This window comes from Denitrificimonas halotolerans (assembly GCF_034259425.1).
In the GTDB taxonomy this organism is placed as follows: Bacteria; Pseudomonadota; Gammaproteobacteria; order Pseudomonadales; family Pseudomonadaceae; genus Denitrificimonas; species Denitrificimonas halotolerans.
Genome location: NZ_JAXIVU010000001.1, coordinates 111,243 through 126,274, shown reverse-complemented (window position 1 = coordinate 126,274; position 15,032 = coordinate 111,243). Strand labels below are relative to the sequence as shown.

General features: G+C 47.6%; 13 protein-coding genes, 1 tRNA gene and 1 riboswitch. Of the genes, 4 read left to right on the top strand and 10 right to left on the bottom strand.

Going from position 1 to position 15,032, the window contains the following annotated elements; genetic code table 11:
* The first annotated feature begins 103 nt into the window (after window positions 1-103).
* Window positions 104-445 (top strand): response regulator, encoded by a 342-nt coding sequence (locus TOI97_RS00560; RefSeq protein WP_321552181.1) that lies wholly within the window; start codon window positions 104-106, stop codon window positions 443-445.
* A 114-nt stretch (window positions 446-559) separates the two neighbouring features.
* Here the strand turns inward: TOI97_RS00560 and TOI97_RS00555 are convergent, their stop codons facing one another.
* The gene (locus tag TOI97_RS00555) at window positions 560-1,360 is read right to left on the bottom strand and encodes an RNA-guided endonuclease InsQ/TnpB family protein (protein WP_321552180.1); all 801 of its coding nucleotides are present in this window, start codon (window positions 1,358-1,360) and stop codon (window positions 560-562) included.
* 682 nt (window positions 1,361-2,042) lie between these two features.
* Window positions 2,043-2,164, top strand: a riboswitch (yybP-ykoY riboswitch).
* A 49-nt stretch (window positions 2,165-2,213) separates the two neighbouring features.
* Between TOI97_RS00555 and TOI97_RS00550 the strand changes: the two genes are divergently transcribed.
* Together TOI97_RS00550 and catB are read left to right on the top strand one after the other, a co-directional pair.
* Window positions 2,214-2,771, top strand: coding sequence for a manganese efflux pump MntP (locus TOI97_RS00550; protein WP_321552420.1), 558 nt, complete (start codon window positions 2,214-2,216; stop codon window positions 2,769-2,771).
* Between the two features lie 478 nt (window positions 2,772-3,249).
* Window positions 3,250-3,879: a type B chloramphenicol O-acetyltransferase gene (gene catB / locus TOI97_RS00545; protein WP_407651287.1), complete on the top strand. Its 630-nt coding sequence runs from the start codon at window positions 3,250-3,252 to the stop codon at window positions 3,877-3,879.
* Window positions 3,880-4,459: 580 nt separating this feature from the next.
* Here the strand turns inward: catB and TOI97_RS00540 are convergent.
* The 5 genes from TOI97_RS00540 to TOI97_RS00520 form a co-directional block, all read right to left on the bottom strand.
* Window positions 4,460-4,536, bottom strand: a tRNA-Met gene (locus TOI97_RS00540).
* A 155-nt stretch (window positions 4,537-4,691) separates the two neighbouring features.
* On the bottom strand, window positions 4,692-5,444 hold the full coding sequence (locus TOI97_RS00535; RefSeq protein ID WP_321552179.1) for an SDR family NAD(P)-dependent oxidoreductase: 753 nt from the start codon (window positions 5,442-5,444) through the stop codon (window positions 4,692-4,694).
* A gap of 153 nt (window positions 5,445-5,597) precedes the next feature.
* Window positions 5,598-6,956 carry an NAD(P)/FAD-dependent oxidoreductase gene (locus tag TOI97_RS00530; protein WP_321552178.1) on the bottom strand — a complete coding sequence of 453 codons (1,359 nt, stop codon included), beginning with the start codon at window positions 6,954-6,956 and terminating at the stop codon, window positions 5,598-5,600.
* A 111-nt stretch (window positions 6,957-7,067) separates the two neighbouring features.
* Window positions 7,068-8,276 carry a helix-turn-helix transcriptional regulator gene (locus tag TOI97_RS00525; RefSeq protein ID WP_321552177.1) on the bottom strand — a complete coding sequence of 403 codons (1,209 nt, stop codon included), beginning with the start codon at window positions 8,274-8,276 and terminating at the stop codon, window positions 7,068-7,070.
* Window positions 8,269-9,573: an MFS transporter gene (locus TOI97_RS00520; RefSeq protein ID WP_321552176.1), complete on the bottom strand. Its 1,305-nt coding sequence runs from the start codon at window positions 9,571-9,573 to the stop codon at window positions 8,269-8,271. Before TOI97_RS00520 ends, TOI97_RS00525 begins: the two co-directional genes overlap by 8 nt.
* A 163-nt stretch (window positions 9,574-9,736) precedes the next feature.
* Here TOI97_RS00520 and TOI97_RS00515 point away from each other — a divergent pair, with 163 nt between their 5' ends.
* Complete coding sequence (locus tag TOI97_RS00515; RefSeq protein ID WP_321552175.1) at window positions 9,737-10,369, top strand: hypothetical protein; 633 nt, start codon at window positions 9,737-9,739, stop codon at window positions 10,367-10,369.
* A 42-nt stretch (window positions 10,370-10,411) separates the two neighbouring features.
* On the opposite strand, the gene TOI97_RS00510 is transcribed toward TOI97_RS00515, so the two are convergent.
* The 4 genes from TOI97_RS00510 to TOI97_RS00495 are packed head-to-tail and all read right to left on the bottom strand — an operon-like array spanning window position 10,412 to window position 15,016.
* Window positions 10,412-11,719 carry a serine hydrolase domain-containing protein gene (locus TOI97_RS00510; RefSeq protein WP_321552174.1) on the bottom strand — a complete coding sequence of 436 codons (1,308 nt, stop codon included), beginning with the start codon at window positions 11,717-11,719 and terminating at the stop codon, window positions 10,412-10,414.
* A gap of 43 nt (window positions 11,720-11,762) precedes the next feature.
* Window positions 11,763-13,058: a spinster family MFS transporter gene (locus tag TOI97_RS00505; RefSeq protein ID WP_321552173.1), complete on the bottom strand. Its 1,296-nt coding sequence runs from the start codon at window positions 13,056-13,058 to the stop codon at window positions 11,763-11,765.
* A gap of 19 nt (window positions 13,059-13,077) precedes the next feature.
* Window positions 13,078-14,109, bottom strand: a complete 1,032-nt coding sequence (dmpG, locus tag TOI97_RS00500) for a 4-hydroxy-2-oxovalerate aldolase (protein WP_321552172.1) — start codon at window positions 14,107-14,109, stop codon at window positions 13,078-13,080.
* 10 nt (window positions 14,110-14,119) lie between these two features.
* Entirely contained in the window at window positions 14,120-15,016 is an 897-nt protein-coding gene (locus TOI97_RS00495) for an acetaldehyde dehydrogenase (acetylating) (RefSeq protein ID WP_321552171.1), read from the bottom strand.
* Between the last annotated feature and the right edge of the window lie 16 nt (window positions 15,017-15,032).

Below are 15,032 nucleotides of genomic sequence, written 5' to 3'. Positions count from 1 at the left end.
TGTTAGTGTTTATATTGAATTTATTTTGACGCAGAGTTTAACTGGTTATTGCTTTTTATTGTTTATATTTTGACTGCAGAGTATGTTTTTGAAGCCTAGGTTTATGGGTTATAGTACAGCTCCTAATCCTTTTTCAGAAATGCAGCAACCACGCCTATTATTGGTAGATGACAACCCTGAACAATTACGCTTACTGGTTGAAGCGCTGCGGACTAAATCCTATAGAATCAGTGTGGCATTTGACGGTTTTCAAGGTTATGACCGAGCTGTTTCTATAGTATCAGATTTGATTATTTTAGATGTACATATGCCACGAATGGATGGCTTTGCTTTATGTCGACGTTTAAAAGCTAATGCTGCAACTGCGCATATACCTATCTTATATTTAAGTTCCGATAGTGAAGTGGATCAAAAAAATTGCTGGTCTTACTGGCGGTGGTGTTGACTATATTATTAAGCTTTATGACCCCGAAGAAGTTGTTGCTCGAGTTCAAATATATTTAGCTTTAGTTGCTAAAACCACTGCGAGTACTACAGGCTATTTGACATCCTCCCCGACCTAAAGGACGGGAATTCCTACTGCTAGACGACCATGCCCAGCCGCGAGAATGTTACGTGACGCGTTGGTATCGCGATCGTGGGTGACACTACACCCACTGCACGTCCATTCTCTTATTCCAAGTCCTGCGATACCTTTCGGCCTCGACTCGGGCAAACTGCCGCAACTCGAACAGGTTTGGGTCGTGTATGCCTCGTCAACTTCCTTAAAAACAATGCCTGCGTGAGCGCATTTATAGTCCAGCATTGTTTTTAATTGACCCCAGCCAGCGTCCAGCACTGACTTGGCCATCGTGGTTTTAACAAGTTTTAAACTACTGACATTACCGACATAGATTTCACCGCAGCGGTTGACCAGCGTGCGGCTGAACTTGTGCAGGGCATCTTTTCTACGGTTAGCGATTTTCGCATGAATGGTTTTGACTTGGGTTTTATTTCTGGCTCGTTGCGCTATGGCTAATTTTTCCTCAAGGCCACGGTAGAAGCGGCCCACTTCCAGTTTTGTGCCATCCGAGCAGGTGGCAGTGTCGGTCAAACCCAGGTCAATACCGATACGGTCTTGGCCTTTGCTTGGCTCGACCTCCACCTCCACCACTACATTGAAGTACCAGCGGCCACGGGCATCTTCATTGAAACTGGCCGAGCGGAATTTATATTGGCTCAAACCGTAGCTATCCCACACCTTGAAGTAGTGGCCATTATGGTAGATCTGCCCGTTTTTCCATTGAGCTGCACCTGTATTGACGGGTATCCAGCCCAATGAGCGGAGTACACCACCTGATTTGCGCCAGTTCAGCCGCACCTTCTTAAACTGCTTGCGGCGTGTGACATACTCACCCGCGATGCACTGTAAGGTTTAGCTGTGCACCCCTGGTTCTTTACCAGCACCTTTGGTGTAGGGTTGCATATCGTAAGCTAACAAAAACACACCACGCTCTTTAATCGAGTGTTGACTTAATTCATTAACAAAAATTCCAGACGAAATTGACGCTTCGAGCCATGCGGTTTAGCAAGGGCACATGCCTGTCTCGGACTCGGACTTTTAATATAGGATGAACGGCATTAGGGGTGAAAGCCGAGTCTGCTGTTTCGGGTGATCAAGCAAAATATGAGGATGTAGCTGCCACGTGAGCTAATTCTTGAATTGTTACGTTAAATGGTTACCGAGTGTAATGGGTAAATAAAGCGGGTCACCCATATATAGATTTGGGCCTGTTTTAATGCGCTTTATCTGCTTGCAGAACTCTAGGGTGTGCAGCAATGACTATTATTTCAGGGGTTAGTTTTGACCCATTAGACTCGGCGTCCGATAAGACCTGAGGCTCTTTTGATACTTTTTAGAGTCATAACACACAGCTTTTCATGAGTCACTGGTGACATTCGCCGGTTATATGTTGAGTTACTGTGTTTGAGGCACTGTCTTATAAGTGAGATACAAACAAAGTTGGATTTGCTATTGGTGTAGGCTATTGCTAAAGTTGCGGCCTCTTTGGGGAGTAGCCTGCTTCCGACCTTCGGAAGAGTTCGTATCAACATACTTGGCCAAATGCCATGGTGCGGACACCTCTCGGTTGGCGAGACCATCGATATACTCATGCCTGAGGTCGGGCGTGTGCGTATATCGTGGACTCAAAATGCCCGACCGGAGTAATCTAATGAACCCTATAGCCCTTCTTTTACTTGCTTTTGCAATGTCTACAGATGCTTTTGCCGCTGCGGTGGGCAAGGGCGCAAGCCTAAAAAAAGCTAGCTTTTCAGAAGCTCTGAAAATGGGGTTGGTTTTCGGCTTAATTGAGGCAACCACACCAGTTATAGGTTGGTTGATCGGTAAATCGGCATCATCTTACGTAGAAGCTTGGGCTCACTGGATAGCATTTTCTTTGTTAGTGGCTTTAGGCATGTATATGATTTATGAAGGCATGAAGTCCGACCCAGAAACAGTAGAAAAGCCTTCTAGCCTCTCTTTCCTAACAGTTTCTCTGACTGCTATAGGTACGAGCATTGACGCTATGGCTGTAGGTGTGGGATTGGCTTTTATTCATGTGAATATCTGGATTGCTGCCGCTTTAATTGGATTAGCAACGACATTCATGGTAACGCTAGGCGTGTTGCTAGGACGAACCATAGGCTCTTTACTGGGGCACAGAGCGGAAGTTTTTGGTGGCCTTACGCTTATAGCAGTAGGCGTATGGATGTTACAGGGGCACTTTTAGCACTTCAGGTATAAACTTCTCCCTTTGAATTAACCGTGGAGGGGCGGTGGATTCACTCTCAGTTTATCTGTATGCCGAGTTCTTCTACGATATGCTTGTAGTTTTGCATGAAGTGTGACTGCAAGGATTGTTGATACGGTTTTAAAGCGTGCTTTATTATTGGGAGCTTATAAATAAAGTTCGCTTGCATGTGGCGCAATAGTACTCTGATACAGATCGGCATGCTTTCAGTAACAACGAACTGATGCTTATGAAAAAAGCTCTTTTGAAATATTAACCTCGGAAATTGTTGACCCGACTGGCCGCCATAAAAAGTGGCCGGACTTTCTTCGGGTTGAGGAATCAAGGGAAGCATTGGTTGAGTGTTTTTTTCGCTGCTTTATGTGCACTTCCATTTTAACAAGTCGCGTAAGCTGGATGAATCTGAGCGGCTGCCGCTTCGCTCAGCGTCATGTGGCTTTAGGGTACGATTGTAATTATGAACTTTTTTGAATCTCCATTTTCTGGCATTCCGTTACGGGCGCAGGTTACAAATCCGAATATTGTAGTTGGGCGACATAGCTATTATTCAGGCTACTACCATGGACATAGTTTTGATGATTGTGCGCGCTATTTAGCGGCAGATAGAACAGACGTAGACAAACTTATCATAGGGGATTTTTGCTCAATTGGCTCTGGGGCTGTTTTTATGATGGCAGGTAATCAGGGCCATCGACATGATTGGATAAGCACCTTTCCATTTTTCTATCAAGACAATGATGAGTTTTCCGGGGCGCAAGACGGTTTTGAGCGCGCAGGTGATACAGTTGTAGGAAATGATGTTTGGATTGGCTCGGAAGCAATGATTATGTCAGGGGTAAAAATAGGCCATGGTGCAATAATAGCTAGCCGATCTGTTGTGACTAAAGATGTAGAACCATACGAGATCGTTGGCTCAAATCCAGCAAAGCATATCAAGTACCGTTTCTCTAGCGACAAAATTAAAATGCTATTAGAAATGGAATGGTGGAATTGGTCGGATAATGAGTTGAAACAGTGCATGAATTTACTATGTTCAGCAGATATTGAAGGCCTGTATAAATTCTGGCTTACTAAAATACGCACATAACCGAGTAGCTAGAAACCTCTAGCCTTCAGCTCCCACGATACCCTACATGCGGCTCCGCACAGGGCGTATCACTAAGAATGATGAAGCCTAATCCAACCATCGTGTAATTCGTACAAATCTTGAGGTTTTAAGTAAGCATTTGCTAATACTTTATTAATCCCAGGATTTTTAGAGCTACTCCATGGACCTTTGTTGGTAATACCGAATGCAACTGCAACTTGCACATGAATGCCTAACCTCAGTAGATTCTTTATTTTTGTGAATTGCTTGCGCCACTATCGCCTGTAGGGCATCTGCAACCTGCGCCGTACCTAATGATCCTGTTTGATGCAGTGCTGATAGTCAGTGGCGATACCAGAGTAGGCTATCCAACCGCGTAAACATTGGCTGGGGGCATGTGAAAAAACAGCTGTGGCCTAAGAAAACTTACGGTCAAAATCTGTCAATTAAAAAACTTGGAATTTCAAAAAGGGCACACACAGGGCACGGTTTGGGCACGGAGGCTTTTTAGGCGATTTTTAAGGAAGGAATTGCAGGCATAAAAAAGCCCTAACTTATTGAAAGTTAGGGCTTTAGTGTCTGGTTGCGGGAGCAGGATTTGAACCTACGACCTTCGGGTTATGAGCCCGACGAGCTACCAGACTGCTCCATCCCGCGGAGTCAATTATACTCAAATTTCGATAAGAGTCAAAACTTATTTTGAAATCAAGCATTTAGCTGCGCTTGGGTCGGGATGAAGAGGTCTGCTTAATGCCACGCAAGCCACTACCTATAGGCGCGTATGGCATATGAGAGTGGAAAAATATCAGATGTTAGGCAGTCAAAGAGCCGCCGTTGAGTGGCAAAACTTGGCCTGTTACCCAAGAGGCCTCTTTAGAAGCGAAGTAGGCGACACCAGCACCGACATCTTCTGGGCTGCCTGCACGCGGTACAAAGCAGGTTTTTTTTGCAAGGGCATCGGAGTCCCAGTTATTCATGGTCCCTAGCGACAGGGCGTTTACTGTGATGCCTGAACGACCTGTTTCTGCTGCGAGGTGACGGATAAAACCTACTGCGCCTGCTTTAGATGCTGCATAGGCCGCAATACCCATAGGTAGGCCCGCACGCCAAGATTCGGAGGTGATTGCAACGATGCGGCCGTAACGGCGTTCAGCCATGCTTGGTACAATGGCATGGCAGACATTCATCAAGCCGAACATGTTTAAATTAACAAACTTTTTCCAATCATCAGGTGTGGAGTCAGCAAACTTTTTATAATCCATACCGTCGGTAGGGACACCTGCGTTGGAAACTAATATATCAATAGGGCCGACTTCAGCTGTGACTTTTGCAACCATGGCAGCAACGAGCTCGTAGTCGGTGATATCGGCCGGTGCGGCAAAGGCTTCAAGACCTTCTGTGCGCAGTTGGTTGGCGGTTTCTTCAGCGCGCTCAGGATAAAAATCATTGATCACGACTTTAGCGCCAAGGCGTCCCAGCATTCGTGCGATACCCACTCCCATGCCGCGTCCCGCGCCTGTGATTAGGGCGGTTTGTCCTTCTAGTCCGAATATTGGCTGTGACATTAAATGACTCCGTATTGTTTTTAGTATGGATTATGAGCTTTGACAATTTGTCAGAATTATTAAATGTCGCATCGTCCGTTTGAATATCCAGAAAAAGCCCTTTGCTGCAATGCAATAGGGCGGGAGAGTCATGCGAGTGCGGGGTTGTGTTTTTTAGGCTAGATTAAAGTGGTCTGCGATCCGTGCAATAGGTATCAGTGTGCGTCGGATTTTAGTTTCAAATAAACTGGGGAAACGCACCGCTTGTGGCCTTTCGATCGGCAGTACGCAGTCGTCAACACGGCCGTCTGCAATGGCATGAGCTAGGCTCATACCCATCATGGGGCCTTGTAAATTACCCCAAGAGCCAAAATTCATCAGGCCGTATACACCTTTGGCCACTTGGTAAAGCTTGGGGTAGCACTTGTCGTAATGGTGCGATGAGTTGGCGGTCATCCCAGTCCAGTAGGATTCCAGAGTGATATTGGCGTTGCGTGTGATTGGAAAAGTGCGGTGTAAATAGCGTAAAAAATAAGCAAAGTATTTCTCGGCATTTTGCGCGCTGTACATGCCAGGAATGGTGGCGGTGATTAAGCGGTTGCGTTCATCAATGACGATCGGAAACAGCCCCGTTGGGTATTGAGTAAAGACACTGCGTGAAGGGTTGATACTTGCAAGTAGCTCAGCAGGCAAAGGACGCGTAGCCATACCGCAGGCCACTAAAGGGTAGTGGGTGTTTTGCAGTTCAGGAAAAAATGCATTCCCTTTATGGCCGCTGGTGCAAATCACCACTTGACTCGCAGTGACGCTGCCGTTTGCAGTGCGTACTCGCCAGTTGCTCCCCACTGGTTCGCACGCCATGACTGGCGAATCACCGTAAACTTGTGCACCCAGATTAAGTGCGACAGAGGCCATGCCGTTGGTGAAAAGATAGGGGTTCACTTGGCCGCCTTCATGCCATAGTAGCCCATATTGGTATAGATCGGTCCCTAGCATAGACTGTAAGGTCTCTGCGCCAATGATATCGATTTTGTAGCCCTGTGCTTGCCAGAACTTGGCCTTATTTTCTAATTCGGCGCTGGGTTTTTTTGCGGCATCAATCATGCCCGGTTGGTGCACATCGGCAGCGATGCTATATTTTTGGCACAGATCAACGATGATATTGCGGTTACTGGTGAAGTAGTTCAGAAACTTGCGGCCACCACCAGCGAAGTTTTGCAATGGCTCAAGGGAAGATAAATATGGCTGAATATGACCGGCATTGCGTCCAGAAGCGCCCGCACCTGGTTGGTCGCCTTCCAGCAATACAGTGGCAATACCACGTTCAGCTAAATGCAATGCCACTGAGGAACCGGCTAAACCAGCGCCGATCACCACTACATCTGTGTCGATATCTGCCTTGAGTGCCGCATACTGCGTAGCAGGTTGCTCCAACGGCCAAGCGCTGTAATTAATTGGTACCGTACCGGCTTCATAGAATTTTTTTGCTAGTACTGGCGCACCGTGCAGGTCGGCGTACTTTTTCCAAGCCAATGTCGTACTCCTCAATAACTCATAGAAAATGCTGAAGTGCAAAGGGTCAGCTGTTGCAGTGATCCTACGCAGAGGCGGCGGCAGTGCGCTAGTGCCAGCTGGTACTGATCGTTACGAGCGCAGCAAGGCAAAGCTCTTTGAGATTAGACGTATCAAATCATTTTGTCCGCGGAGATTGAGCTTGGCATAAATATTTTTTGAATAGTTACGGGCTGCTGAAATGGCTACACCTAAGTGTTCTGCAGCTTCGTTTATACTGCTACCTGTTGCCAGTAACAGAGCTAACTTGCCTTCTTGTGGGGTCAGTCCAAATAAGCGTGCAACTGCTGCGCTGGCGTGGGTTGATTGCGCTGCAGCCTGAGAGTTGCGGGTATCCCCTAAGCTCACCACGTACATAATCACTTGCGGGACATGCTGGCCTTGATAATGCGCTAGCCAAGGGGCGGGCATGATGAGTAACCCCAACAACATGCCATCGCTCAGGGGGACGCGCAGCAAACGCATCTCATCGCTGTGCTGGGGAGTAGCATGCAGTTGAATGGCGTTATCTATGGCTTGATTGAGCTCATGTTGCACTTGTGTGTCCTGTGCTAAAAGCCGTTGATCAACGATGCTCAGGCTAACATCAGGGCGAAGCATATCTTTAGCAGTTTGGTTAGCGCAGAGGATATGTGCTTGACCATCGAGCATTAAACAGCCCAAAGCCAAATGATCTAGCCCCATGGCATAAATATCTTGATGCATTTTGTGTTGTTGTAACTTGGCATACAGACTCAGCGCCCGTGATAAGTGAGGGGCTAAGATTTCTAATAGTTCGCGTGTGTAGATATCCAATGCGGCATGAGTGGCGTGAGTGTTGCCGCGCACAATATCAACCCAGCAGCGCATTTGGCTGGTGGGATCGTTGAAGCAGGTTCTCAACGAGCCATAAATACCGAAACGAGCAAAGTAGTCGGCGCACTCTGAGGTAACCACGGGTGTACTGAGGGTCACGACTTGGCCGGGCTTGACCTGATTGGGGTGTAAAGCATCAAGATGCGCAAAGTGCTCACGGTAGTTGCGCTCAACCTCGAGCCAGTCCACTTGATCGCCCGGTTCGCATGCCATCACTTGGATATCATGGCTGAGCTCAGGTGAATGATAGAGCGTAATGGATACCGCTTTAGCGCCCAGATGCTGCTGTAAACCTGTGGCTAAGCTCGACCAAGGTTGCGGTTCATTGATGGTGGCATACACCAGCCCCACTAAATCCATCAGCATAGTGGCATCGCTTTTGGGGCTTACATTGTCTGTTGGGGCTGCAGCATAAACCTCACTCATGGCTAACAGACATCCGCTTGGGCTGAAAGGCAATCGGGATCAATGCGCCTAGCATACAACCGGCGCAAAGAATTAAGGCGGTTGAGTAGGAGCCGGATGAGTCGAGTAAATAACCGACCAACTTAGGACTAAACGCTGCACCCACACCGGCAATCAGATTACCCACACCTAATAAGGTGCCGAAATTGCGTTGGCCAATGGTGTGTTCCATCAGCATAGGTGAGAGCTGATTGACTAAGTTAAAGGTCGCGCCCCAAGCAACGGTGAAGGTCACAACCGCAATAAAACCAAAAGATGGATCATGCGCCAGTAATAAGGCCAAAATTCCTAAGCCACCGATGGCCGTTCCCATCATCAGTAAAGGTTTAACATCCCAGCGGCTGCTTAATAGGCCAAAGGTAAAGCTGCCGACTAATCCCGCCACGCTTTTAAAGGCAAAGGTGGTGGCGGCTTCGTGAGGTGAATAGCCAATCGAAATCAGGTAGGGAATTACATTAACTAAAATACCTAGGGAGCTGAGGGTCATCAAAATCTGTAAGGCTACCCACAGCCAATAGCGCGGCATGCGCAAGGCTTGCGGAATAGATTTGCCGGGCAAGTTCTGCTGATGAATATGGGCAGCACTGCCCAGCAGCGCCTGTTTTGGTAGGCGTGCTAGCCATAATAAAATCGGCACACAAACTAGTAACGCCAGAGCAGCAATACACTGCATAGCCACGCGCCAGCTATAGAGTTGGGCAATATGGGTCAGTAAAATCGGAAAAATCATCGCGCCGATTGAACCACCCGAGAGCATGACACCTAAGGCTAAGCCTTGATGCTTTAGATCAATCCAACGCATCACTAGGGCAATAGCCGGAACATAGGTTGACGCACCAATACCTGCGCCACTGACTGCCATCGCTAAGGTGATGCTATTGAGATCGTGACTGATTGAGGCCAGCAAATAGCCCAGTCCCATCAAGGCTGCACCGGTGGACATTACGGTACGCGGCCCAATGCGATCGAGCAGCCAACCGGCGAGCGGCATGGCTAGCGTCATGGTGAGCATAAAGGCTGACGCAATATTACCGGCTTGCTCATGGTTGGAACCCAGTGTTTGGGTGATCAGTGGAATAAACACACCGAAAGAGTTTAGGGTGCTGCCAAATAAAATACACAGAGTGACGGCCATCCCAGCTACCACAAGCCAAGCTTGGCGTTGATCAGGGTAGAGAGCGGCAAGTGAAGGTGAATTGAGCGAGTCAGCACGGGGCTTAGCAGCAGGCTGCGCGGTTATATCAGGCGAATGGGGCATCGTGTGCACTCTTATTTATTGTTATTAAAATTCTTAACTATCACTTAGACTCTATCGCGCACTGTCTTAGAGCATCGTCCGTTTAGGTTAGCTTATGTCTGAGTTAAATATTTCAATAGCCGAAGAAGTGCATTATTGAAATATTTTAAAGAGAGTTAACTTTATGAAAGCGGTGTCTTTGGTAAGTAAGCGTGATGATCTGTCGGTGGGGGATTTTCAACAGTATTATGAAAATATCCACTGTTGGTTGGCGATGAAGTATTTTCCTTATATTCGCTATACGCGTAATCATGTTGTGAGTAGCAGGTCTGCTGTAGACTTTGCTTGCATCAGTGAGTTTGTTTTAGATCCTCTTTTTAGTGGTAAAGACTTGATGAATTCTGGTTCAAGGGCAAAGTTGTTAGCTGATGAACTGATGTTTATGAAGCCCGAGTGTATTCGCGTGGTACCTATGCATGAACAATACTTACTTGGGGCGGCTGATCAGACTGTGAACGAAAAACGTTATGCGTTTTTATTTCACAAAAAAACAGATCTGAGCAATGTTGTGGTGAACATAAAGGATTGGCTAGCTACTCAAGTAACTCGCATCAGTGTAGCTCGCCTAGATACTTGTGTACCTGAAGCCCAAGGGGATTTTCCCTATGCTGCAATACTGTGGTTAAGCTTAACCGAAGAGGCGCATGAATGGGCGCTAAGCAATGATTTTATGGGCGTTGCGGATCAATTGCAGGTGCATACTTGTGCAACTCCAGAGTCGGAGTTACGTGAGCGATTTGAGGTGTATATTCCTTAAGCTGCATGAGCTATTGCGGGGTTGCCCCCGCAATATAAGCAGTTATTGACTCAGATAATCTGCAACCGCTTGGTATGCAGGCAAAGAAGTTGGGTCATTATGGGTATTCGCTGCTTGAGGGTGGGAGGCAAAACGTACAATTACCATTTTAGCGCTTGGATCGATGTAAATGGTTTGTCCGTGAATGCCGCGGGCTGCGTAGGCACCGTTGGCATTGTGATAAGACCACCACATACTTTTATAGCTTCCATTCGGGAGCGTGCTATAGCCTGCTTTAGCAAACAGTTGAGGATCTCCTCCAACGCTGATACTGCGCACCGCTTGGGCTGGAATTAACTGTTTACCGTTGAATTGACCTTCATTGAGCATCAGTTGACCAATACGTGCTAAATCGCGGAGTCCAGCACTTAACCCTCCGCCAGCAAAAGGCGTACCAATAGAGTCAACTGTGAAAATAGCTGATTGTTCAGCACCCATAGGTTGCCAGAGACGCTCTGAAAGCAAATCAGAAATAGATTGTCCAGTACTGCGCGAAATGATCCAACCTAAAGCGTCAGTGTTAATGGTTTTATATGCGAAGGCTTGTCCATGTTCCCCTTCCTTTTTAACCGACTGCAGGTATTCGAAGTAGCTGCGTGGGCCTTGGTAGTCGGCAGGCATAGGTAGCGGACTGGTTGCAGCACCATATTGCCAAACATCTGCATTCGGGTCGCTGTAGTCTTCACTGTATTTAAGAGATGTGGTCATGTTTAGAATGTGTCGTACAGTGGCGTTACCAAAAGCACTGTTTGTAAGTTCAGGAACGATTTGTGCTGCTAATGCTGTTTCGTCTAGCAGGCCTTCAGCAATGAGCGTCTCTGCGAGCAAGCCTATTAAAGACTTAGTGACAGACATGCTGGCATGTATGCCCAACTCGTTGAGACAGCCGGCATAGCGTTCATATACAATTTTGCCTTGATGCAGCACGATGAGCCCGTCGGTATAGTTGGCGCTGAAGGCTTCATCCCAAGACATGGGCTGTTGACTATTCAGCGGTGTAAAGGATATTTCAGCAATAGACGGATCTAGATTGTATTCAAAATGATGTGCTGGATTGAGCCCGCGGTGTAGGATTTTATTTGGAAATAAAGTGCCTAAATTGCACACTGTCCAGCGCAGTTTTTCTCCTGTAAAAAAATCACTATCCGTATTGCGAATGATGTGTTCGTTATCAGGAGGAAAGCCTTGCATCCAAGGTTGTTTGGATGCTGAAGTCTCTTGGGCTACAGCACCACTACTCAGAGCGATGCCAAGACAGACTGACGGCAGCCAACGCAGTGCAGATGACATTTTATGATTAGAATTAAACATGGGGCATCCTTTAGCTAGGAGCTATATTGGAACAGTGTTGTTGTTATGCTTCACGCTGCAACCATGGTTTAGAGCGCAATAAGCTCCAAAGCATAAATACAGGAATAATCACGGTGCTGCTGACGATGATCAGAGCATAACGCAGCGACTCTTCGCCTGTGTAAGGGATCAAAGTATCGCTGAGCGCGCCCGTTACTAAAGGGCCTAAGCCCACGCCGAACAGGGTGGTGAAAACAGTTTGTAGGGCAAATGCTGTGGCTCGCTGCCATTGTGTAACTAATTGGGACAGCAGGTTAAAAGAGGGTGCGACCCAAAATACAGTAAAGAAACCCGACACAGCACACCAAAACATAGCCGTTGGTACGGGTACATCTGCGATGCTAAAAGCAATGCCAGAAGGGGCGAAAAGGTAGGCGATCATCGCTGCTGTTGCAGCAAAGTGCCCAATAATAGGTATCCCAACCAGCCAATCTCTATTTTTTACAATCAAGCGGTCGGTGAGCCAACCACTAAAAATACTGCCGATAGCCGCACTCAGGCCTGTGACTACGCCGGCTAAAATACCAGCATGTTGTAGCGGTAAATCATGAGAGCGAACCAGAAAAGTAGTGTTCCACATGGCAAATGAGAATGCACTAAAGGTGGTAATAGCACTTGCCCCGATGAGAATAAAACATGCGTTGTTTTTGATTAGTTTGACAGCTGCTTGGAACAGTCGGTCTCTCGGTGGTTCTGTGCCGCCGCCGGTGTCCCATTGTCCGCGTTGAGGCTCTTTAATGAAAAAGCTAAAAATCAGTGACATCAGAATCAGTGGTGTACCAATGGCATAGAATCCTGTACGCCAGCCATAGGTGTCAATGATCCAGGCACCTAAGCTCAGCCCAATAATACTGGAGAGGGTCGGAGCACCGGTGAAAAAGCTGATTGCTAAGGAACGACGGTGTGGCGGATAAAGGTCTGAAATAAGAGATAAAGAGGCAGGTGTAACGGGTGCTTCCGCAGCTGCAACCAGCATCCGTGCTAAAAGCAGCATCCAAAAACTTATCGCAAAGCCGCACAGCAAGGTTGCAAAAGCCCATAACCCTAAGGTTATAGCCAGTACTCGCGTGCGTGTGTAACGGTCAGATAGGCGGCCAGCGGGTAGCCCTAAGAAGGCGTATACAATAGCGAATGCTAAACCTGAGATTAACCCCATTGCAGCATCGCTGACTTGGAACTCTTGTTTGATGGGCTCAATCATGACGGACATGATTTGTCGACCCATAAAGCTTCCAGCGTAAGTTACCACCAGTAGCGCAAGAAAACCGTGTATACGCCAGCCTAATCCACGACTACCCATATATAATGCCTCAAAGGCGTTAGGCTGATGCCTGACGTTTTTTCAGTAAAGTTAACGCTGTGTCTTCGATCATATCTTCCTGGCCACCGACCATGCCACGGCGTCCCATTTCCACTAGGATTTCGCGAGCAGACACACCGTATTTTGCTTCGGCGCGTTTAGCGAACAGTAAGAATGAACCATAGACGCCTGCATAACCCATGGTGAGCGCGTCGCGGTCACTGCGGATTGGGAAGTCCATAATAGGCACAACCAGATCTTCTGCAACATCTTGAATGCCAAACACATCCACACCGGTTTCAATCCCCATGCGATCACAAACAGCGATCAGTACTTCCATTGGGGTATTACCCGCACCTGCGCCTAAACCTGCACAGGCAGCATCAATGCGCGTGGCACCTGCTTCAATAGCAGCGATGGAGTTCGATACACCCATAGAGAGGTTGTGGTGACCGTGGAAACCGATCTCAATGTCATCACCTAGAGCGGCGCGAATGGCTGAGATACGTGCATGTACATCGTGTGGCAGCATATAGCCAGCCGAGTCCGTGATGTAAATGCAGTTTGCACCGAAGCTTTCCATCAGTTTAGCTTGCTTAGTCAAACCTTCAGGACTGTTCATGTGTGCCATCATTAAGAAGCCAACAGTGTCCATACCGAGTTTGCGGGCTTCAGTGATGTGCTGCTCAGAAACATCCGCTTCGGTGCAGTGGGTTGCAACGCGGATGGTATTGACGCCGAGATCTTTAGCCATATGTAAGTGATCCACTGTACCGATACCAGGCAACAGTAGGGCTGAGACTTTAGCGTTTTTCATCAGGGGAATCACTGCGGACAAGTATTCCTCATCGGTGTGCGCAGGAAAACCGTAGTTCACTGAAGATCCGCCTAATCCGTCACCATGCGTCACTTCAATAAGTGGGACGCCGGCGGCATCTAGGCCTTGAGCGATTGATTTCATCTCATCCAGAGAGATTTGGTGGCGCTTGGGGTGCATACCGTCACGTAGGCACATATCGTGAACGGTGATTTTTTTGCCTTTCAGGTCCATAACAGTCTCCTTAAGCCACAGTCTGGGTGAGTAGTTTTTCAGCGAACATTTCAGCAGTACGAGCTGCAGCTGCAGTCATAATATCGAGGTTGCCTGCGTACTTAGGTAAGAAGTCTCCGAGACCTTCAACTTCCATGAAAATTGAAACGCGATTGCCATCAAATACAGGGCCGTTGACTAAGGTGTAGCCAGGTACATATTTTTGTACTTGAGCAATCATGGCATGAATGGATGCGGTAATAGCTTCTTGGTCTGGCTCGCCTTCAACTAAGCAGTGCACCGTATCTCGCATCATTAAAGGTGGTTCAGCAGGGTTGATGATAATGATTGCTTTACCTTTTTTAGCGCCTCCCACTTTTTCTACTGCGCTTGCAGTGGTGCGGGTAAATTCATCGATATTTTTGCGCGTACCAGGGCCAACTGACTTGGATGCTGCTGTTGCAATGATTTCAGCGTACTCGACAGGCTGTACTTGAGAGACTGCAGCTACGAGTGGAATGGTTGCTTGGCCGCCACAGGTCACCATGTTGACGTTGAGTGTGCCGGTATTCAAACTGTCTTCTAAGTTGACCGGTGGCACGCAGAAAGGACCAATTGCGGCTGGTGTGAGGTCAACCATAAGCACACCGAGCTCATTCAGTTTACGGCTGTTTTCAGCATGCACGTAGGCTGAGGTCGCATCAAAGGCGATACGGATATCATCTGCTTTAACGTGTGGCAGTAGGCCATCAACGCCGTCAGAAGTGATTTTAAGTCCCATCTCTTTAGCTCGGGATAGACCTTCAGAAGTTGCATCAATACCAACCATCCAAACGGCTTCTAGAAACTCGCTTCGTTGGATTTTATACAGTAGGTCAGTGCCGATGTTGCCGGGGCCAATGATGGCGCAACGAATTTTTTTACTCATAGTGGTTTGCTCTCCG

Coding starts and splice junctions, on each gene's coding strand:
- TOI97_RS00510 (WP_321552174.1), bottom strand. CDS start 11,719: ATGTTTAATTCTAATCATAAAATGTCATCTGCACTGCGTTGGCTGCCG.
- TOI97_RS00495 (WP_321552171.1), bottom strand. CDS start 15,016: ATGAGTAAAAAAATTCGTTGCGCCATCATTGGCCCCGGCAACATCGGC.
- TOI97_RS00505 (WP_321552173.1), bottom strand. CDS start 13,058: ATGGGTAGTCGTGGATTAGGCTGGCGTATACACGGTTTTCTTGCGCTA.
- catB (WP_407651287.1), top strand. CDS start 3,250: ATGAACTTTTTTGAATCTCCATTTTCTGGCATTCCGTTACGGGCGCAG.
- TOI97_RS00550 (WP_321552420.1), top strand. CDS start 2,214: ATGAACCCTATAGCCCTTCTTTTACTTGCTTTTGCAATGTCTACAGAT.
- dmpG (WP_321552172.1), bottom strand. CDS start 14,109: ATGGACCTGAAAGGCAAAAAAATCACCGTTCACGATATGTGCCTACGT.
- TOI97_RS00560 (WP_321552181.1), top strand. CDS start 104: ATGGGTTATAGTACAGCTCCTAATCCTTTTTCAGAAATGCAGCAACCA.
- TOI97_RS00535 (WP_321552179.1), bottom strand. CDS start 5,444: ATGTCACAGCCAATATTCGGACTAGAAGGACAAACCGCCCTAATCACA.
- TOI97_RS00525 (WP_321552177.1), bottom strand. CDS start 8,276: ATGAGTGAGGTTTATGCTGCAGCCCCAACAGACAATGTAAGCCCCAAA.
- TOI97_RS00515 (WP_321552175.1), top strand. CDS start 9,737: ATGAAAGCGGTGTCTTTGGTAAGTAAGCGTGATGATCTGTCGGTGGGG.
- TOI97_RS00520 (WP_321552176.1), bottom strand. CDS start 9,573: ATGCCCCATTCGCCTGATATAACCGCGCAGCCTGCTGCTAAGCCCCGT.